General features: G+C 59.3%; 15 protein-coding genes. 8 read left to right on the forward strand and 7 right to left on the reverse strand.

Going from position 1 to position 19,898, the window contains the following annotated elements:
• Window positions 1–1,032, reverse strand: coding sequence for a LacI family DNA-binding transcriptional regulator (locus FHT79_RS31345; RefSeq protein ID WP_028758438.1), 1,032 nt, complete (start codon window positions 1,030–1,032; stop codon window positions 1–3).
• 145 nt (window positions 1,033–1,177) lie between these two features.
• On the opposite strand from FHT79_RS31345, the gene FHT79_RS31350 reads away from it, so the two are divergent.
• Window positions 1,178–2,464 (forward strand): ABC transporter substrate-binding protein, encoded by a 1,287-nt coding sequence (locus FHT79_RS31350; protein ID WP_028758439.1) that lies wholly within the window; start codon window positions 1,178–1,180, stop codon window positions 2,462–2,464.
• Between the two features lie 65 nt (window positions 2,465–2,529).
• On the opposite strand, the gene FHT79_RS31355 is transcribed toward FHT79_RS31350, so the two are convergent.
• From FHT79_RS31355 to FHT79_RS31375, 5 genes are read right to left on the reverse strand one after another with little or no spacing between them, the layout of a single operon-like run.
• Window positions 2,530–3,498 carry a glycosyl hydrolase gene (locus FHT79_RS31355; protein ID WP_028758440.1) on the reverse strand — a complete coding sequence of 323 codons (969 nt, stop codon included), beginning with the start codon at window positions 3,496–3,498 and terminating at the stop codon, window positions 2,530–2,532.
• 3 nt (window positions 3,499–3,501) lie between these two features.
• Entirely contained in the window at window positions 3,502–4,023 is a 522-nt protein-coding gene (locus FHT79_RS31360) for a DUF995 domain-containing protein (protein ID WP_183904690.1), read from the reverse strand.
• 38 nt (window positions 4,024–4,061) lie between these two features.
• Window positions 4,062–5,933 carry a glycosyltransferase family 2 protein gene (locus FHT79_RS31365; RefSeq protein ID WP_028758442.1) on the reverse strand — a complete coding sequence of 624 codons (1,872 nt, stop codon included), beginning with the start codon at window positions 5,931–5,933 and terminating at the stop codon, window positions 4,062–4,064.
• Entirely contained in the window at window positions 5,930–6,913 is a 984-nt protein-coding gene (gene galE, locus FHT79_RS31370; protein WP_028756232.1) for a UDP-glucose 4-epimerase GalE, read from the reverse strand. The genes FHT79_RS31365 and galE overlap by 4 nt, the downstream gene beginning before the upstream one ends.
• A 1-nt stretch (window position 6,914) precedes the next feature.
• On the reverse strand, window positions 6,915–7,937 hold the full coding sequence (locus tag FHT79_RS31375; protein ID WP_183904691.1) for a UDP-glucuronic acid decarboxylase family protein: 1,023 nt from the start codon (window positions 7,935–7,937) through the stop codon (window positions 6,915–6,917).
• A gap of 379 nt (window positions 7,938–8,316) precedes the next feature.
• Here FHT79_RS31375 and FHT79_RS31380 point away from each other — a divergent pair, with 379 nt between their 5' ends.
• Window positions 8,317–8,637, forward strand: coding sequence for a hypothetical protein (locus FHT79_RS31380; RefSeq protein ID WP_028756234.1), 321 nt, complete (start codon window positions 8,317–8,319; stop codon window positions 8,635–8,637).
• A 15-nt stretch (window positions 8,638–8,652) separates the two neighbouring features.
• Here the strand turns inward: FHT79_RS31380 and FHT79_RS31385 are convergent, their stop codons facing one another.
• Entirely contained in the window at window positions 8,653–9,435 is a 783-nt protein-coding gene (locus FHT79_RS31385; protein ID WP_028758790.1) for a response regulator transcription factor, read from the reverse strand.
• Between the two features lie 836 nt (window positions 9,436–10,271).
• On the opposite strand from FHT79_RS31385, the gene FHT79_RS31390 reads away from it, so the two are divergent.
• The 6 genes from FHT79_RS31390 to FHT79_RS31415 all read left to right on the forward strand — a co-directional run bounded on the left by FHT79_RS31390 (window position 10,272) and on the right by FHT79_RS31415 (window position 19,664).
• The gene (locus FHT79_RS31390) at window positions 10,272–11,246 is read left to right on the forward strand and encodes a hypothetical protein (protein ID WP_049812696.1); all 975 of its coding nucleotides are present in this window, start codon (window positions 10,272–10,274) and stop codon (window positions 11,244–11,246) included.
• A 146-nt stretch (window positions 11,247–11,392) separates the two neighbouring features.
• Entirely contained in the window at window positions 11,393–13,432 is a 2,040-nt protein-coding gene (locus tag FHT79_RS31395) for a hypothetical protein (protein WP_183904692.1), read from the forward strand.
• A 25-nt stretch (window positions 13,433–13,457) separates the two neighbouring features.
• Window positions 13,458–15,770, forward strand: a complete 2,313-nt coding sequence (locus tag FHT79_RS31400; protein ID WP_183904693.1) for a type I secretion system permease/ATPase — start codon at window positions 13,458–13,460, stop codon at window positions 15,768–15,770.
• A 5-nt stretch (window positions 15,771–15,775) separates the two neighbouring features.
• On the forward strand, window positions 15,776–17,125 hold the full coding sequence (locus FHT79_RS31405) for an HlyD family type I secretion periplasmic adaptor subunit (protein WP_132576092.1): 1,350 nt from the start codon (window positions 15,776–15,778) through the stop codon (window positions 17,123–17,125).
• Between the two features lie 125 nt (window positions 17,126–17,250).
• Window positions 17,251–17,742: a hypothetical protein gene (locus FHT79_RS31410; RefSeq protein WP_132576094.1), complete on the forward strand. Its 492-nt coding sequence runs from the start codon at window positions 17,251–17,253 to the stop codon at window positions 17,740–17,742.
• Between the two features lie 269 nt (window positions 17,743–18,011).
• Window positions 18,012–19,664, forward strand: coding sequence for a GNAT family N-acetyltransferase (locus tag FHT79_RS31415; RefSeq protein WP_183904694.1), 1,653 nt, complete (start codon window positions 18,012–18,014; stop codon window positions 19,662–19,664).
• Window positions 19,665–19,898 lie beyond the last annotated feature (234 nt).

Below are 19,898 nucleotides of genomic sequence, written 5' to 3' on the forward strand. Positions count from 1 at the left end.
TCACTCACGGGGTTCGACGTTCACAACGGTCCCTCCCGGAACGGGAACGACTGCCTGGCACATGTGGCGCGCCGGTGCCGTCCTGCTGCGGAAACGGGACAGCATCAGCGAAACGGCCTCGCGCCCGAGGGCGGCGCGGTCGACGCGCATGGTGGAAAGCTGCGGATTGGTCATGAGCGCGCAGGGCAGATCATCGAAGCCGACGATCGCGAAATCTTCCGGCACACGCAGACCGGCTTCGGTGACCGCCTCGAGCACGCCGACGGCGATGAAATCATTCATACAGAAGGCGGCGGTGAAACCGGCATTTTCGGCAAGGATCGCAGCCGTGTGTTCATGGGCCTCGCGGCTGGCGCTGCCCTGCAGCGTCATGGACACGAAACGGCCCTCGGCACCGGGGACGGCGGCGATCGCCGCCTCGAAACCGCGCACGCGCTCCCGGATCGTATGGCGGTGGGAGCCGCTCAGATGCAGGATGCGGCGATGGCCGGCCTTGGTCAACCGGCTGGTCGCCTCATAGGCTCCAAAGAAATTAGCCGGCGAAACGCCATCGAACTGCATCCTGGGATCGGTGCCGTTGACAAGAACGGTCGGCGTCATGTTGGCTTGCAGCCAGCCGCGCAACATCTCGTTCGGATCGATGCCGACGAGGAAGAGACCTTCGGCGCCTGCCGCCTGCATATGGTCGCGCACGGCATCCGGTGTGGTGCGATCCTCCCGGACCAGCCGGACCTCGAACGGCATGCCCGCGTCGACGGCTCCGGCACGCAGGCCGTCGACGATCGCTTCATAGAAAACGCTGAGACCGCCCGTGACGCCGTCGCTGGCAATCAGCGCCAGTCCCCCGGCAACGGTTTCGGAAGCCGGCTTGACCGGGTAGCCGTGCTCGGCCGCCACCTTCAAGATCTGGCGGCGAACGGTTTCGCTGATACCAGGTTCGTTGGCAAGCACGCGCGACACCGTGGAGACGGAGACGCCGGCCAATGTGGCTATATCGGCCTGACGCGGCCGTCTGATCTTTTGGTCGTTCATAGGCAAACATTATGCAAGTTATGCAAATTTGCAAGAAAATGATTACTTCTTGCAATAAATATTTTTTTGCGTACCCTGTTTGCCGAAATGCCCCGACAGGCCATTGGAGGATGGCAGCGGGGCATATTGGGACAAGGAGGATATCATGCAGGTCAATCGCCGTTCATTCCTGATGGGTTCAGCCGGTGCGGCCGCCGGCCTCGCCTTCGGCGCTGGAAGCGCCATTCCAGCCTTTGCCGAAGATGCGCAGCTCAGGGCTATGTGGTGGGGTTCCAACGACCGTGCCAAGCGCACACTCGATGTCGCCAAGCTCTATCAATCCAAGACGCCCGGCGTCACCATTGTTGGTGAATCGCTTTCGGGCGACGGTTATTGGACGAAGCTCGCAACGCAGATGGCCGGCCGCTCGATCGCCGACATATTTCAGCTCGAGCCGGGAACGATTTCCGACTATTCCAAGCGCGGCGCCTGCCTGCCGCTCGATGAATTCGTCCCTTCGACGCTGAAGGTCGACAGCTTCGGCGCCGACATGCTGAAACTGACCACCATCGACGGCAAGCTCTATGGTGTCGGCCTCGGTCTCAACTCCTTCTCGATGTTCTTCGACACGGTCGAATTCGAGAAGGCAGGCATCCCGCTGCCGACGGCCGACCTCACCTGGGATGAGTATGCCAAGCTCGCCGTAGAACTCGCCAAGTCCTCGGGCAAGGGCGGCGGCCCCTATGCGGCGCGCTATGCCTATGTGTTCGATGCCTGGCTGCGCCAGCGCGGCAAAAGCCTCTTTGCCAGGGAAAGCGCTGGGCTCGGCTTCACGGCCGACGATGCCAGGGAATGGTTCGACTACTGGGAGACACTGCGCAAGGCGGGCGGCACCGTTGCTGCCGACGTGCAGACGCTCGATCAGAATACCATCGATACCAATTGCCTCGGTCTCGGCAAATCGGTGATCGGCATGGCTTATTCCAACCAGATGATCGGCTATCAGTTGATCATCAAGAACAAGCTCGGCATCACCATGCTGCCGCGCGAAAAAAAGGGCGGTCCATCCGGCCACTATTACCGTCCGGCACTGATCTGGAGTGTGGGTGCAACGAGCAAACAGGGCGAAGCCGCCGCGAAATTCATCAGCTTCTTCGTCAACGATCCCGAAGCCGGCAAGATTCTCGGCGTGGAACGCGGTGTGCCCATGTCAACGACAGTGCGCGAAGCCATCCTGCCGCAACTCAACCCGACGGAGCAGGAAACGGTCAAGTACGTAAACCTGCTCAAGGATCAGGTCGGCGAATATCCGCCGCCGGTGCCGATGGGCGCAACCCAATTCGACCAGCGGGTGCTTCGCCCCATCTGTGACGAACTCGCCTTCGAACGGGTCTCGCCCGCCGATGCGGCAACCCGGCTCATCGAAGAGGGTAAGGCAACGATCAAAGGCTGATCTGTTGCCGGATATGAGAGGAGAGGCCCGCAAAACCCCGGCGGGCCTTTCTGTTTTCCTGGTTCTCAGTTGCCCAGGCTTTCAACCACGCGCCAATCCGGCCGGCCGAGATCGAAGGGCCAGGCGTGCACATCCCGATCGTTGAAATAGACCACCTCCTGCAGATTCGGGAAGGCGCTCTGCTTCAACGTGGCGGTTTCGATCCACGGCTTCATATAGGCGTCGCCGCCTTGATAACCGAGTTCCGCCACCCAGATGGGCTTGCCGTAGCCGGCGACGAGATCATAGCCCTGCTTCAACGCTTCCGAGAACGTCCGGTGCTCATTGTGGGCAAGCTCGTCATAGCGCTGCAGGCCGAAGACCGAGAGTCCGACGAGGTCGACATAATCGTCGCCGGGATAATAGGCCTCGAGACCGGGCAGTCCCTTCGGCGACCACATGATCTGTGTGCCGGGCGCCTCCTCGCGGACGATATCCATCATCCGCTTGTAGGCCGTGATATAGTCCTGCGGGCTCCAGCCGGACCATGAGAACCGCCCCGACGTGTCTTCCATCTCCTGCCCCCAGCGGACAATCACCGGGCTTTTCAGCTGGGATATCATCTGCGTGATCGCACGCATGTTGACATCGTAGTCGCCGCGCAGGACCTTTGCGCGGAGCTGAGCGGAGGTCAGCCGCCAATCGACGTCCCAGGACCAGGGCTCCACTGTTATCAGCAGGTTGCGGCCTCTGGCCAGCGCATAGGCATCGGCGACGCGCAAGGTTTCGAGGTCGACGTCCTCCCAGGGCAGGAACAAGGCTTCGGTCGCGACATTCGCCTGCGCGCCGAAATCGCCGTGCGGATCATAGGCCCCGAACTTGATGCCGTCGGCATGAAGGACGGGGCGTTTGTCGATGATCGTCCGCACGGCCGCCGCCGGGTTCGGGACAATGCCGGCATATTGCACCTCGCTTCGGCTCGGCAGATCCGCGACACACAATATCAGCAGCGCCATCGCGGCGGTCGAGAGGTGGTTTTTCATTAGCTTCTTCATGGCTCACCCTCCTTTTCGGGCTACTTCCTGGCTCAGCAGGATCTGCTTCAGTTCGCTTGCCTTCGCGCTCACAGTATCGGCGGCAACAAGCTTCCCGAACTCATCGTCCTGGCGCACCGACGCATGGCGGAAGACGTACCACTCGCCGCTCGGCTGGCGCCGCTGATAGATCGTGTCGCCGACCTTGCGATGCCCGAAACAGGTGCTGGCGCGAGCCGCGCCCTCGGCATTCGTCCAGGTAGCGCGCATGCAGAGCTGGCCGAGATCGTCGACCACCCATTTGCCTTCGGCGAAAGACGGTTTCCCCTTGTCGTTGCTCCAAGCGACGAACCGCCGACCATCGTCGAAGAAACGGCCGCCTCCGGTATTCCAGGTCCAGGTCTTGTCGCCGTAGATCCGATAGAGCTCATAGGCGCTCAGCGGCGTCGGCGCCTTCGTTTTGGCGATCTCGGCGCCGTGCGCCGCCACCGGCAGGCACAGGCTGAGAGCAAGCGCTGCTCCCCATAGTCTCGATCCGATACTCATTACATCCTCCATACTCGACACTTGCCGGTTCCGCCGGCTTACACACCACGTTCGTCTCGGTCGGTTCTGCCGAAACCATTCCATCTCAAGTGGAATTTCACTATCCTGGTCTTGCCGCCGCCGAGGCCGGCCCCGGCCACGGCAAATTGCGATTGCGTAAAACTGACGAGCGTCTGGCCGTGGGAAAGGGCCTCGAGGCTGTGCAGACCATGGGTACCCGCTTGCATGCCGCCGGTGATGCAGATCGCAAACCCCATGGCCGTCGCAAGCCACAGCCCGCGTGATTGCGGCCTTAATGGCAGACCGTTCTCGATTGCGTGGCGAATGACGATCAGCACCGTCAGTGACAGATAGATCGAAAGATTCATCGCCGCGAAAATATAGAAGCCCTGAGCGGCAGCGGCCTCACTGGCGAGCACCATCGCGACAGCGCACATCCCGGCGAACGCGATATAGGGTGCGATGACGCGCAGCGGCAGCGACTGCTGCTGCTGCCTTCCCTTCGGCGTGATGCGAAAATCGACGAAGGAGCCGCAGATATGATCGCGAACGGCCGCCAGGCTGCCGGCCAGCGACCATGGCCAGCGCAGGAATATGAAGGCAAGCCCTTCCCAGCCGAACAGTTTCGCATCATAGGGCCGGAAGGTCGCCGTGGCCCGCCAGAAGAAGGCAAACAGCGTCAGCACGATCGAGATCGGCACGAAATGCAGCAGGAATTCCGGATAGGTCACATTGACGAAGACATGGCCCGTCAGAAGCGCGGCAACCGGCAGCAGGAACATCACGGCCATAAAGGCGGAAAAGAGCGGATACCACAGCTGCGAAAACACGAACTGGAACCTCAGCCGCCAGGGCAGGTGCATGACATGGTGGCGGGAATGTTGCAGCAGAATGGTGACGAGGCTGCGCGACCACTGGAATTCCTGGACGACGAGATCGGCGAAGTTTGCCGGGCCGTCGCCATGGGCGATCGCATCGACGGCATGCACACCGCGCCAACCGCCGGCATTCATCATCAGCGTCGTCGAATGGTCTTCGGCAAGTTCGGGACCGAGGCCGCCGATCTGACGAAGGGCTGATGTGCGAACCGCATAGTGGGAGCCGATGCAAAGAGGCGCCCAGCCATTGTTGTAACCGGTCTGCAGCGAACCATGCAGGCTTGCCTCCGCATAGAGCCTGCCGCGCGCCGCCCAGCTTGCCCCGGCGTTGGCATCGCAGATGCTGGGAGCCGAGACATAACCGACCTCAGGATCGGTGAAGGGGCGCAGGATTTCACGGAGATAGGTCGGCGTCGGTACATGGTCGGCATCGAACTGGGCGACGAAATCGTAGCGCGCATAGCCGAAGTGGTCGTAGAAATAGGCAAGGTTGCCTTCCTTGCAACGTGTGCGACGCGGCCAGATGGTGCGATGATACTCCGCCACGCCCTTTCGGGTGGAGATCAGCACGCCGTGCGCCGCACACCAGCGCCTGGTTTCCTCCGAAGGGTCCTCGTCGGCCAGCCAGACATCGAAATCGACGCCAACCTGGTCGAGCATCGCCTGCAGCGTGGCGCGGACGACGGCAAAGGGCTCGGACGGCGCCTTGGTGACGACCATTGCCACCCGCCCTTCCGGCAGCCGTGCGCGTGGGCTGATCGTCCTCGCATCGAGGAAGATCAGGATGAAATAGGCCGGCACCAGCGTAATCCAGGCAAGCACGAGGGTGATGAGCACGAAAGCCGCCCAGGAAATGATATGGGCGGACTGGCACCACCAGATCCAGAAATAGCCGAGCGACGCTAGCCAGCAGAGGATGCCGAAGCCATAGGCGACGCGGTTCCAGCCGGTGAAAACAGGATCGAATGCATCGGCCGCGGTGGCGGCTTTCGCCATGCCGACGCCGTGGCCAACTTGCGAAGCGTCGCTCATGCGGTCATCTCCAGTCCGAAGGTGGGACCGGCGGTGCGGATGATCGTATCGATATCCGAGAAAACCGGCACGAAGCCGAGTTCCGCCTTCGCCCTTGCCGTGTTGGCAAAGAGGATCGGCGGATCGCCGACGCGGCGGGAGCGATAACGGACCGGAACTTCGCGGCCGCTCGCGCGATGGATCGCTTCGAGAATCTCGCGCACCGAGGTGCCCCGGCCGGAGCCGAGATTGACGCTGAGCGAGCCGCCGTCCGCCATCAGGTGGTTGACGGCGGCGAGATGCGCCTGCGCCAGATCGCTGACATGAATATAGTCGCGAACACAGGTTCCGTCCTCGGTCGCATAATCGGTGCCGAAAATATCGAGCCGCTCCAGCCTGCCGGCGGCGGCGAGAAGGGCGCGAGGAATGAGATGGGTTTCGGGGTCGTGGCGCTCGGCAAGCTCACCGTCCGGATCGGCTCCGGCCGCATTGAAATAGCGCAGCGCGGCAAAGCGGATGCCATAGGCAGCGGCAAAATCCTCAAGGGCCATCTCGAATATCAGCTTGGTGCGCCCATAGGGATTGACCGGCAACCGCGGGCTTTCCTCTCGTATCGGCAAGGAGTCGGGAACGCCATAGGTGGCGCAGCTGCTCGAAAAGACGATCCGGTCGATATCCTGGTCGAGGCAGGCCTCGAGCAGCGTCAGACTGCCGACGACGTTGTTGCGGTAATATTTCCTCGGCATGTCGACGGATTCGCCGACATAGGCATTGGCGCCGCAATGGATAACGCAATCGGGCGAAAACTCTGCGAGAGTCCGGCGCAGCATGGCGGCGTCGGCAAGCTCGCCCCGAATGAGGGGGCCCCAGCGGACACTGTCGGCATGTCCCGTCGACAGATTGTCGTAGGTAACCGGCGTCATGCCGGCGCGCGACAGCGCTTTGCAGATATGACTGCCTATGAAACCGGCGCCGCCGGTAACCAGAATGTAGCGGGGCATCTCATACGATCTCCGCCTTCTCTGTGCCCGCCAGCAGTCCGTCGAAATAGTCGACGCTGCGAGCCAGACCGGTTTCGAGCCCGATGCAGGGCTGCCAGTCCAGCTCTGCCATGGCCCGGGAAATATCCGGCCGCCGCTGACGAGGGTCGTCGGCGACCGCAGGCAGGTGGACGATCCGCGAACGGGAATTCGTCAGGTCCCGAATGATTTCCGCCAGGCGGCGAACGGTGATTTCGGTCGGGTTGCCGAGGTTGATCGGACCGTTGCAGGCGCTGCCGGCAGCCGAAAAACGCAGGAAACCCTCGATAAGATCATCGACATAGCAGAAAGAACGGGTTTGCTCGCCATCGCCATAGATCGTCAGGTCGGCATTGCGCAGGGCCTGCACGATGAAATTGGAAACAACCCGCCCGTCGTCCAGGCGCATGCGTGGCCCGTAGGTGTTGAAGATGCGGCCAACCTTGATGTCGACGCCGTAAGTCCTGTGATAGTCGAAGAACAGGGTTTCGGCACTGCGCTTGCCTTCGTCGTAGCAGCCGCGCGGCCCGATCGGGTTGACGTTGTCGCAATAGGATTCGTGCTGCGGGCTGTGGGTCGGGTCGCCATAGACCTCCGACGTCGACGACTGAACGACGATCGCACCGGTCTTTCGCGCACAGTCCAGGGTGTTGACCGCACCGAGCACGTTGGTGAGCAGCGTTCCCACAGGATCCCGCTGATAATCCGGCGGAGAGGCGGGAGAGGCGAAATTGAAGATGAGTGACGCGTCGATATCGAAGGGCTGGCGAACATCGTGCTCGACGATGTGGAAGCGGCTATTCGATAGAAGGTGATCGACATTCACACGGCGGCCGGTCGAAAAATTATCAAGGCATATGACCTTGTGGCCGCGCTGCAGAAGCCTTTCGCAGAGATGAGAGCCGAGGAAGCCGGCCCCACCATTCACAAGGACGGTGCGCGCGCCTTGGGGCACCGGCATGCCTGACACTTGAGAATAGCCGTCGTTGGGAACGAAACTACGCATTACAAACTCCTTCCCATGTTTTTAGTCTTTTGATTTGGGTATGCCCGTCATATCTCCCCTTATCCGCTTGGATATTCATTATGATGACTATCAAGTCTGAATAACTTTCTGAGTTATTCTTCGGATAACTGAATTATTATTTCAATGATAAGTCTATTAGTGACAAGGTCAACTTTAAAAATTCTATGTATCCAAAATAATTACGCAAATATTCTTCAAAGTAACAAATGATTAATCACTCCGGACACTTTTCCGCCGCAACGCCCATCATCCATTGCTTAAGCTTCAGGCAATGAAACTAATATAGAATGGACGGCGTGCAGCTTGGCCGCGCGGCCGGTCTTGCATCGGGGAGCGCGATATGCGAGGGGTTTTGGCCATGTTGAAAAAGCAAGATGTAGCGCAGCTGAAAGGCTGGCGTCTTCGTTCGACAATGTTTGTCTGGGGAATGGCGCTTCTAGCGACCGGGCCGACGGCCTGTACGGCCGTCGATGACGATATCGCCGTCGTCGCGAAAAAGAATGTCGTCGTGGTCGAGGCACCGCGTGTCTCGAAGGCCTATGCTTATCCGGCAAGCCGGACCGAGCGCCGGGCTGCGGCAACGGTTCGCACCGTCGCCTATCACGGCTCAGCGCCTTATATCTGCTCTCCGAGCGGCTTCGGACAGAAGTCGCGCTGCTTTGCGCGTCCTTCGATCTGAAATAAAACCTTTAGATCAATTGCGCCACCGGCCGGACATGTCGTCTTCGCCGACGGGATGCTCATTGAAGAAGCGGGATGCCGCTTCGGTGCGGTTTCGGACGTTCATCTTCTTGTAGATGTTGCGGACGTGAACCTTCACGGTGTTTTCGGAAAGATGCAGCTTGTCGGCGATGATCTTGTTCTGCGTCCCCTTGCAAATGAGGTCCAGGATCTGAACCTCCCGGGTTGTCAAAGCGGAGATGCTGTCGCGTCTCAGCTTGAGCGCATTGCTGCGCGCCACATCGACCGATTTTGTCTGATACAGCGAAGGTTCCAGCTGGGCATTCTTGTTGGTCAGACGATTGAGAAGCGCTGACGGAAAATGTTCGCCGCCCTTCATCAGCAGATCCACTGCGGCCATGAAGACATCGAGCCGGAGATTGAGCGGCAGGACACCATCGATGATCCGTGCCTCGACCAGCCGGCTGACATAGGGTTCGAGCATGTCTATCGCTTCAACGACGAGCCCGATCGAGGTTTCGGGGTGGTTTTCGCGGGCAGCCTGCAGCGCTTCATGAAGCTCCGGGGCGGGTATATGGTAAAATAAAACGAGCTTTATATCGCTGGTGTCTTTTTCCAGCATCGGCTTTGTACTCGCTATACTTGTCACTTCACAGTTCGGAAATTTCTTTGCGAGTGCTTCTACCATGCACTCTGAAAACAGATCCGCCTTGGCCACCACTAGTATAGTATTTCCGGACGAACCCAACTTCCTTCCCTGGTCCGCATTCTCCATTCCTGAGCCTGTCATGAACATATACGCCTCCCCTAGCGTTACACTTTACTCAAACGTGGAGCGATGGCGGGTATTAAATAGTATGAAATGCCGGCCCCTGATGTCACCGCTTTATTTTTTAGACATTTCTTAATTATGTTAATACGGATTGAGAAGGAAGGAAATGGCCCAAAGTGATTAGTTTTCGCGGACGAAAAACGATACGTTACAATGCTTTGGTTGTATTTTCACTGCGATAGATACTTCAAGGTTATATTTGTCGTGACTATAGATGATCGACTGAATGTAATATTTCAGTACAAATTGTCATATTTTCGTCATGCGGGGATGCACCGGGATGAGGCAGAGACGTGTCGAAAGTCGCCTCTCAACCCAGCCGCGAATGCCGGGCGTCCGGCATTCCAGCTGCTCAGCAACATCGATTCCGACAAGGTCTTAATGCTGCCGCGACGGGGTTATCCGGACGTGGCAGATCCGCCTTAGCCCGAATTGATATCTATCGGATCCGCATTTTTTCCACCAATCTGTGGTCGTCGTCCAAGTGGTGACATGGAAGAGCCATGTATCGGCATGCCTTTTTTGATGCATGACTTCCATTTATGGCAACTCAACTAAAAGAAAACCTGAATACTCCTTATCCTCTTCAGGATAGGGAGTCGGATATGTGCGACCTTGTACTGAGTACGTGCGTTCCCAATACGATCGATTTGATCAACAAGTCGCGACAAACCCGCAGATGACTAGTATCGAATACATCTGCCGATGTTCACCGCATCGGAGCGAGCGCGAGCAAAATCCCATTTGAGATGAGAGGGATTTCGAAAAGCTGCTCCGGTTTTTTTCTGGAGTAACTGCAAATGTCTGACGACTATAAGCCCCCGAAATCTTCGGGCGACGAAACCGAAATCACGAAGGTCGGGGCTCTGGCCGACGGCTTTGCAAACAGCGCTGTCAATTCAACTGAAGTCGACGACGGCTCGACCGGTTATGTCGGCGTCGCCAATGGCGACAATCGCGACAATACGGACAACAGCGTCGACGTCGACGTTAAGGCCGAAATCTCCGCCAGCAATGGCGACAACCGCGACAACGACTATGACTGGAGCTACAAGTCCGACGACGATACGAGCGTCAAGACCACGACGATCACCGATACCGACACCAAAACCGATTACGACTGGAGCTATGACAGCAAGTCGTACAGCGACAACGACACCGACACCAAGACGATCACGGATACCGACACGAAGACCGTGACCGACACCGATATCAAGACTATCACGGATACGGATACCAAGACGGTCTCCGACAGCAACAATACCTCCGACAGCTTCAACAAGACGGACACAGACTTCGCTGTGATCGAGGACGTCAAGGACTTCGACAACCTCGGCGTTGCCGGCCACGACCTCACCTTCAATCTCGGGGACGACTTCTCCTTCACGCTCGACGTCGACAGCATCCTGAACAATTCGCTGTCCGGCGAGGGCAATGACAGCGGCTTCAGTGCCGTCCAGGCAAACCATCTGGCCGACCAGGACCAGGCCTGGAACATCAAGATGGACAATGGCGGCGCCGACAACCACCTGAAGGCGGACGCCGGTCACGCCGACAGTGCCGAAGGCATTGAGATGGACGGCAAGGGCTGGGACCTCAAGGCGGGCGACGATGCCAGCGGCTCAAGCGCGGCCGATGCTTCGGCAGTCCTTGCCAATTCCGGCTTCCACCTCGAGCTCGTTCAGGGTGCGAACCTGCTCAGCAATACAGTCGACTCCAGCGTCATCGGCGGCAATTCTCATGTCTCCGACGTCGGCGAGGATACCGGCACCTGACACTGACCTCCACCGACCAAGACGAACTGCACCGGCTCCGGCCGGTGCAGTTTGACTGCTTGAAAACGATTTGACGACCACACCACGGCTCCCAACGAGGGGCGCCTGATAAGGCCGATCGTCATTTCGAATGGGAGGGCCGAACCATGCATATCGAGAAGATTTCGGAAATCATTGCGCATTTCATCGGTGTCTTCGAGATGACGATCGACGAGATGAGGTTGCGCACCAATTATGCCGAAGGGGCAGGACCCGGCGCGGATGGACCGGCTCTGCCGGATCAGGATGCCTTTACCGCCGCCTTTTCTTCCAATCTCGAGCACAGGGACTACGATCCGGGCGTCATTTACCAAAGCGGCAGTTACGAGATCGAATATGGTCCGACGCGCCATGTGGGCCGCGTCCTCGAAGAAAGCGTTGAGAAGCTGGCGGCGATTGCCGCAAAGGACATCCCGCTACCGCATTTCGGCGATCCTACGGATATCGTGCTGTCGGATGAGCCGGAACTGACCGTCTTTGCCGGGCCTGGCTCGGCTATCAGCCATGTCCTTCAGGTCAACGTTCTCTACGACGACGACTATCTCGACATGACGAATGGCATCCATGCGCCTCGCGACACGAGTTTCGTCATCGAACGGCTCGCGGATTTCAGCGCCAAGGCCGAGATCTTCACGCCTTTTTCGAGCCTGCACCGGATTGATACCTATGATGGCGCGCTGAAGATTGCCGAGCATATCGAAACCTATATCCAGAATGCCCAGAATACCGAGGACAGCGGAACAACCTCGCTCAGCACCGACCCGACGCATCATTTCGTCACCACCGATCTGGTGGGCGACGGGCCCATCGTCTATGTCAATGGCGAACGTCAAGCCGACATCCCCGTCCTCGACGACTTCCTGCCCGACCGCGGTCTCGCCAAGCTCCAGGAAGAAGCTGACGACAGCAATTCATCCGTCGAGCAGACAGATCCCAGCGGCAACAGCCTTGACGTGACCGCCGGCGCAAATTTCGTGGTCAACATCGCCTCGGTGATCAATACCGGCGTCATCACCTCGGTCACCGCTGTCATGGGCAATTACCACCAGATCGACGCGGTCTCCCAGGCCTTCGTCTACAGCGATAATGACGAGATCGCCTCGACGCTGCGCTCATCCGGCCATTCGGCCGAGGAGGCGGGAACGATCGCCAAGAATATCGCCGTCTTCGAAAACAGCACCTTCGCAGCATCGAGCCACGCCGACACCGATGCTGCCGACCCGACATTCCCGAACAGCTGGCGCGTCAACGTCATCGATGGCGACGTCTCCTTCGTACAGTGGACCGAGCAGTATCACTTCATCAGCGACAACGACACGATGACGGTCACCACCTCGGGATCCGAAGCCACGGTTCTGACGGGTGGCAATACCTCCATCAACTTATCCTCCTTTTTCGGGATGGGCATGCAGTATGATCTGGTGATCATCGGCGGCAATGTGCTCGACATCAACAGCATCACGCAGATCTCGCTGCTCTACGACAATGACTGGGTACGGGCGGAAGACGGCGTCGATCCGGGCGCCGACATCCAGACCGGCAACAACCTGATCTGGAATTTCGCCTCGATCCACAATGTCGGGACGGGCACCCCGTTCGAGGCCATGCCGGACTATATGATCGACGCGCAGAAGGCGATCGAAGATCGCGATCCCAATATGCCGGAAGGGCTGTCGTTCGATGTGAATTTTCAGGGATATGCCGGCCTCAACGTGCTCTACATCACCGGCAATCTCTACGACATGACGATCATAAAGCAGGTGAGCATCCTCGGCGATTCCGACGATGTGACCCAGGCGGCGGCGGCGCTCCTCGGCAACAATCCCGATGCGACGGTGACGATCGACACCGGCAGCAATGCGGTCATCAACATCGCCGAGATCGTCGACTACGACAGTTTCGGCCAGACCACCTATCTGGCAGGCCAGCTCTATTCAGACGCCATCCTCATTCAAGGAGGGCTGGTGGAGCATGATGCGACGCAGCCGCAGTCAGCCGACGACAGGCTCGCCAACGAAGTCATCGCCTTTCTCGATGACGACGATCCCACGGGCGGCTGTTCCGCCGATGGCGTCATCCATGCCGAGCATGATCTTTCATGGTCGTCGGCGCACCCCGCCGACGTAATGCAAGCCATGGTCGCGTGACCTTAAGTATTGCGAAGGAACCACGATGAACCAGATTTCGAAGCAAGTTTTTGCAGCAGGCAGCGCTCTCGATCTGAGGTCGGGCAATATTCCCTCCGCTGCCCCTTCGGAAACGGCGCCGGCCAATCTGTGCATCTCTGCGATCGACGAGGCGGTCGAGAACCTTCGCAGGCTCAGCGGCGCTGCCGCTTCACCGACCGAAGGCGGCAAGAAGACGGCCGAAGTTGCAGTATGCGAGGCTGCCGCTACGGCGCGCGAAGGCACAACGCCACCACCCCTTGCGCAAAAGGTGGTGATGCCGGAAGCCTCGCCGAAACCTTCGGCCGCGGAAACGGCGCCTTTCGCCGCGGTGGTGCAGGCCCCGGCCACAGTAAAACCGGCGGAAGCACCCGCCCAACCGCAGATCGAAGCGCGGGCGGCGCCCGAACTGCCGAAAGAGACGACCGAACTCAAATCGAACCCGACGATGCCCTTCGGCAAGACGATCGAAGGCGAGGGTGGTCCGATCAGCGAGAATGACAGACGGCTGCGCACCGGCGGCGGCGGAACCGGCAAGGATTCCGATCCCGGTGGCGGCGCGGGCGGGGGCGGGGGAAGTGGCGGCGGTTTTCACAAGCGCAGTGAGCCTGTGAATTTCGCCGCCAGCCTCTCGCGCGGCATGGCGGCGGTCCGACGCAACATGGCTGTGGTCATGATGTTCACGATCGCCATCAACGTGCTTCTGCTGGCGATCCCGCTCTATCTCTTCCAGATATCCGACCGGGTGCTGACCAGCCGCTCCATCGACACGCTCGTCATGCTTTCGATCGCCGTGCTCGGCGCCGTGCTGCTGCAGGCCTTCATGGATTCGGTGCGGCGCTTCATCCTGATGCGCACCGCGGTGGAGCTCGAAGTACAGCTCGGCGCGCCGATCCTCAGCGCTGCGGCGAGGGCGTCGCTGCATGGCAGCGGCAAGGATTATCAGACGCTGCAGGACCTGCAGCTGCTGCGCGGCTTCGTGACGTCAGGCACGCTGATCGCATTTCTCGATGCACCGCTGATGCCGTTCTTCGTGGTCGTCGTCTATTTCGTGCATCCGCATCTCGGCATCATCATCATGGTCTGCTGTGCGGTGCTTTTTTTCATCGCCTATCTCAATCAGAAATTCACCGCCCGGCAATTCGCCGAATCCAACGGCTATCTCAGCCGGGCGAATTTCCATCTCGATTCCATGTCGCGCAATTCGCAAATCATCAACGCCATGGCGATGATCCCCGAGGCGGTGAAGATGTGGGGCCGGGAGACGGCGGGCTCGCTGAAATCGCAAGTCGAGGCTCAGGACCGCAACATTATCTTCTCGGGCATATCGAAGGCCTGCCGCATGATTACCCAGGTTACCCTGCTCGGCTGGGGCGCGCATCTGTCGCTCGCCGGAGAATTGACGGGCGGCATGGTGATTGCGGCCTCGATCATTTCGGGACGCGCGCTGGCGCCGATCGAAGGCGCCATCGAGGGCTGGCACCAGTTCAACCGGTCGGCAGCCGCCTATGGCAGGATCAAGGGACTGCTGTTGAACTCTCCCTTGAACTTCCCGCGCCTGCGCCTTCCCAATCCGGAAGGCCGGCTCGATGTCGAGCGCATTCTCTTCGTGCCGCCGCCACAGAAGAAGGTCATTCTCAACGGCATCTCCTTCTCGCTCAGGAAGGGGGAATCGCTTGCGATCATCGGCAATTCCGGATCGGGCAAGACGACGCTCGGCAAGATGCTCGTCGGCTCGATCGTTCCGACATCGGGAAATGTGCGCCTCGATCTGATGGATCTGCGCAACTGGGATCAGCGTCAGTTCGGCGAAAGCATCGGCTACCTGCCGCAGGACGTGCAACTCTTTCCCGGTACGATCAAAGCCAATATCTGCCGCATGCGCGACGACGTCGACGATCATCAGATCTACGAGGCAGCAGTGCTCGCCGACGTGCACGAGCTCATCGCAAGCTTCCCGCAGGGCTATGAAACCATCGTGGCGGCAGACGGCGCTCCGCTTTCGGGCGGCCAGAAGCAGCGCATCGCGCTTGCCCGCGCCTTCTTCGGCAATCCCAAATTCGTCGTTCTCGACGAGCCGAATTCGAACCTCGATACCCAGGGCGAGGCAGCGCTTGCCAAGGCGCTGATCCACGCCAAGAAGCAGGGCATCACCACGGTCACCATCACCCAGCGCCCCGCCCTTCTCCAATGCGTCGACAAGATCCTCGTGCTCAAGGAGGGCACTGTCGCCATGTTCGGGGAAAGGATCGAGGTGCTGCAGGCGCTTTCCAAGAACAACGGCAATAACGGTCAACAAGCACCGCGTATCGAAGGGTGAACGACATGGGACGCAAAAATCGGGAGACATCAGGCCCGGCGCAACTCGAATGGTATAGCGACGTGCCGCGCTCGATCCGCGTGCACAGCATCGTCGGCCTGACGGTTCTCTTCACCTCGTTCGGCGGGTTCGGCTTCTGGGCTGCGACGGCACCGCTTGCCTCGGCCGTCATTGCCCAGGCGAGCTTCGTTGCGACCGGCAACAACAAGATCGTCCAGCATCTGGAAGGCGGCATCATCAAGGAGATGCGCGTCAGCGAGGGCGACACGGTGAAGGAAGGCGACGTCCTGCTGACCCTCGACCCGACAGCATCCCGCTCGAACGAACGGATGCTGCAGCTTCGGCGCCTGCGCCTGGAAGCCGTCGTCGCAAGGCTCCGTGCCGAAGCGCAGGGCCTGCGGGAATTCCAGGTTCCCGATATCGTCATGAAGGAAGCAAGCGATCCAGACATCAACGCGATCATCCAGAGCCAGAACGTCGTCTTCCACAGCAAGCAGATCAAGCTCGAAGAGCAGCTCAATCTGATCGAGAAAAACATCAAGTCGCTGGAATACCGGTTCGGCGGCTATAAAGGCCAACGCGAATCCTTCGAGAGACAATTGGCGCTGCTGACCGAGGAACGCGATTCCAAGGCGCGCCTGGTCAAGGTCGGCTATATGCGCAAGACGGATCTCCTGGCAATCGAACGGGCGATCGCCGATGCGATGGGCGATATTTCTCGCCTGAACGGCGAGCTCAACGAGAGCGAGGCGGAGATCGCCAAATTCCGCCAGGAAGCCATCATCGCCGTCAACTCCAACAAACAGGCGGCACTCGATGCGCTCGAGCCCGCCGAATCCGATCTGGACAGCGTGCGCGAACAGATGCGCGAGGCTGCCGGCGTGCTCGAACGCACCACCATCCGCTCACCGGTGACGGGCACAGTGGTGCGCTCCTATTTTCATACCGCCGGCGGCGTCATCACGACCGGCAAGCCGATCATGGAAATCCTGCCGGCGCATGTGCCGCTGATCCTGGAGGCGCAGGTGCTGCGTACCTCCATCGATCAGCTGCACGAGGGAGAAACGGCCTCGATCCGCCTGACGGCGCTCAACCGGCGCACGACGCCGGTGCTGCAGGGCAGGGTCTTCTACGTTTCGGCCGACTCGATCGAGGAAAGTTCGGGGGTCTCGGTCAAGGATGTCTATATCGTCCGCGTCGAAATACCCGATTCCGAGATTTCCCGAGTGCACAATTTCCATCCCGTTCCCGGCATGCCGGCAGAAGTGCTGATCCAGACGTCGGAACGCACCTTCTTCGAATATCTGAGCAAACCAATCACCGACAGCATGTCACGGGCTTTCAAGGAACGCTGATCACTCGCAATCAGGCAGAGAGCGGTCCGGCAATATGACGGCCTCGTCCATTGTTCTGATATAATGTCGGCACGTATCATCCCCTTGGGGATGGATCGTCCCTTCAGGGGGAGAAAGGGTAGAGCATGGCGGCGATGTCCGATGTCCTGTTGCGGGTCGGCCGCCTGAACTATGTCTGGACGAATACCGAAAGCCTGCTGATCTACATCATCGCCCATCTTCTCCGGGTCGAAAAGGATGCGGCGATCGTGGTGTTCCTGACGCTCAACACGACGCGCGCCCGGATCGATCTCATCGAACGGCTTGCCAAGCTCGCTTCGACCTCAGCTTCCGACCGGAAGGCGATCCTTTCAGCCATGTCGCGGCTGAAGAAGGAATCCAAGACACGCAACAAATACAATCACTGCATCTATTCCTTCGACGAAAAGGGAGAGATCTCCAGCACGCAGTTGATGCGACTGGTCGAGGACGACAAGGAGATCCGCTATGGCAAGATCGAGCAGATGGACGCGCGCGAGCTCGACCTTCTGGAAAAGTCGATCGCCGAAATCGTCGCCATCAGCCGGACGCTCTGGGCCTTCATCCATGCAAGCCCGCAGATCGCCGGCGAGCTCTGAGTAACTCTTACGAGTATCTCTTTCCAAAACCGTTGCACACTTTCGGGCGAGATAAATTGAAGCGTCGCATTCGACAGGGGCATCGGGCTCTATGTCTTTGAATTGATATGTGATCTTTATTGAAAACCGACTTCGATTTTGGGTTAAGCGCCGGCTCAGGACTAATCATATTTAAGCTCCGCAAATCATCCGGACGGTTTATTTGAAGATCGGTGTTTCCCATTAGAATGAAACCTCCCGAGTGACGTATGGGGTATTGGGGGGCGGACATGCGCATAGATATTATCGACACCATTGCCGGGTTCGAGGCGCTACGCGACAACTGGGATCAGGTCTTCATGGAAGATCCCGACGCGCAGCATTTCCTCTCCTGGATCTGGCTGAAGAATTATCTCTCTCGCCGGCGCCGCTGGTTCATCCTTGCCCTTCGCGAGCGCGATTCCGCAGCACCTTATGTCGCCTTCTTTCCGCTGCGCCTCATCACCCATCTGAACGAGAAGACCGGGCTCTTCTACGACGAAATCATAATGGCCGGGAATTTTGCGGCCGATTACACCGGCTTCATCGTCAGGCCGGATTACGAGCATCTTGCCATTGCCGGTTTTGCTTCGTTTATCAAACATCAGAACTGGACCGATCTGAAGATCGAATATTTCAGCGGCCCAGCGGGCCGGCGTGAGAAGATGATCGAGGCGCTGCAAGGGCCGGAGGTGATGTTTCGCGACAGCTCGCCGATGAACAGCGAGAACATCGACAACACGATCTGCCCGATCGTCCCGCTGCCGGCAAGCTTCGACGATTATCTCGAACAGCGCATGAGCAGCCAGACACGCCAGAAGCTCCGGCGGTTCCTGCGCAAGGTCGAAGGCGACGATATCTACCGGATCACCATGGCAACCCCCGAGACCATCGATCGCGACCTCAACATCCTCTTCAATCTCTGGCGGATCAAATGGAGCGCCCGCAAGGGTGCGGAGCGGACCGAGCGGCTGATCGTCACCACGCGCGAGATGCTGATGGACTGCTTCAACAGCGGCAATCTCGACGTGCCGGTCTTGTGGTACGGCGACCAGCCGCTCGGCGCGCTGGCGAATATCGTCGACCGGCAGAAGAAGGCCATCCTCTTCTATATCACCGGCCGCGACGAGAACTGGAAGACGCCGTCTCCCGGCCTTATCCTGCATGGCTACTGCATCCGGCGGGCGATCGAGGACGGTTTCAAGACCTATGACTTCCTGCGCGGAAACGAACCTTACAAATATATGTTCGGGGTAGAGGAACGGCGGATCAGTTGCACCCTGTTCCGCACCCGCAACGGCCAGAACCTGCATGGCGTGCTCAACCCGCGCAGCATTCGCTTCGTCTATGAACAGGCGCTCGATATGTACCGCAACGGCGCCCGCGGTAAGGCGGAGATTGCCTTCAACCAGGTCCTGCAATCGGCTCCCGGCCATACCGGCGCGGAATTCGGCCTTGCCAATCTGCTGTTCGACCGCGGCAAGCTGACGGAGGCACTGACTGCCTACAAGGCACTCACCGAGCGAGCGCCCGATCCGACACCGATCCAGATGCGGCTTGGCGACACGCAGCTTGCCCTGCATCAATACGACCAGGCCGCAGAGACTTTCCGCCAGGTCGGCGAGATCGGGCCGCATCTCATCCAGGCGCATTACAAGCGTGGCATCGCCCTTACTGCCAGCAGACGGCTGGCCGAAGCAGAAGCCGTCTTCGCTGCGATCCAGGGAGTGCATTCGGACGATCCGGCCGCACTGGACTATGCCGCCAAGGCAAGTGCGGCGCTTGAACGCATTCGCGAATGTGCCGAGCCGGCGGCCCGCAAGACGGACATCGTGCCGGAAACCATCGCCCGCTGGAACCGGGGACGGCCGCTCAGCGAACGACGCCGACCGCGTCTGCATTGAGGACTTTTTGCCATGGTGCGGAAAGGCGGTCCGACAGTTCCGGCACGACACATTTTCCGTTTCCACGCTGCCATGGGCTCTGGGGCGAGTGCTGAAGCCTTGGCTTAATTCCATCTGGAAACGCCAAAAGCCCGCTGTATAGCGGGCTTTTTTATATCTGGTTGCGGGGGCAGGATTTGAACCTGCGGCCTTCAGGTTATGAGCCTGACGAGCTACCGGGCTGCTCCACCCCGC

The organism is Rhizobium sp. BK212 (assembly GCF_014197475.1).
GTDB lineage: Bacteria > Pseudomonadota > Alphaproteobacteria > Rhizobiales > Rhizobiaceae > Rhizobium > Rhizobium anhuiense.

What these genes read in the sequence shown, in the direction of transcription:
- FHT79_RS31360 (WP_183904690.1), bottom strand. Translation starts at nt 4,023, where the DNA reads ATGAGTATCGGATCGAGACTATGGGGAGCAGCGCTTGCTCTCAGCCTG.
- FHT79_RS31350 (WP_028758439.1), top strand. Translation starts at nt 1,178, where the DNA reads ATGCAGGTCAATCGCCGTTCATTCCTGATGGGTTCAGCCGGTGCGGCC.
- FHT79_RS31365 (WP_028758442.1), bottom strand. Translation starts at nt 5,933, where the DNA reads ATGAGCGACGCTTCGCAAGTTGGCCACGGCGTCGGCATGGCGAAAGCC.
- FHT79_RS31355 (WP_028758440.1), bottom strand. Translation starts at nt 3,498, where the DNA reads ATGAAGAAGCTAATGAAAAACCACCTCTCGACCGCCGCGATGGCGCTG.
- galE (WP_028756232.1), bottom strand. Translation starts at nt 6,913, where the DNA reads ATGCCCCGCTACATTCTGGTTACCGGCGGCGCCGGTTTCATAGGCAGT.
- FHT79_RS31400 (WP_183904693.1), top strand. Translation starts at nt 13,458, where the DNA reads ATGAACCAGATTTCGAAGCAAGTTTTTGCAGCAGGCAGCGCTCTCGAT.
- FHT79_RS31390 (WP_049812696.1), top strand. Translation starts at nt 10,272, where the DNA reads ATGTCTGACGACTATAAGCCCCCGAAATCTTCGGGCGACGAAACCGAA.
- FHT79_RS31415 (WP_183904694.1), top strand. Translation starts at nt 18,012, where the DNA reads ATGCGCATAGATATTATCGACACCATTGCCGGGTTCGAGGCGCTACGC.
- FHT79_RS31385 (WP_028758790.1), bottom strand. Translation starts at nt 9,435, where the DNA reads ATGTTCATGACAGGCTCAGGAATGGAGAATGCGGACCAGGGAAGGAAG.
- FHT79_RS31405 (WP_132576092.1), top strand. Translation starts at nt 15,776, where the DNA reads ATGGGACGCAAAAATCGGGAGACATCAGGCCCGGCGCAACTCGAATGG.
- FHT79_RS31380 (WP_028756234.1), top strand. Translation starts at nt 8,317, where the DNA reads ATGTTGAAAAAGCAAGATGTAGCGCAGCTGAAAGGCTGGCGTCTTCGT.
- FHT79_RS31395 (WP_183904692.1), top strand. Translation starts at nt 11,393, where the DNA reads ATGCATATCGAGAAGATTTCGGAAATCATTGCGCATTTCATCGGTGTC.
- FHT79_RS31345 (WP_028758438.1), bottom strand. Translation starts at nt 1,032, where the DNA reads ATGAACGACCAAAAGATCAGACGGCCGCGTCAGGCCGATATAGCCACA.
- FHT79_RS31410 (WP_132576094.1), top strand. Translation starts at nt 17,251, where the DNA reads ATGGCGGCGATGTCCGATGTCCTGTTGCGGGTCGGCCGCCTGAACTAT.
- FHT79_RS31375 (WP_183904691.1), bottom strand. Translation starts at nt 7,937, where the DNA reads ATGCGTAGTTTCGTTCCCAACGACGGCTATTCTCAAGTGTCAGGCATG.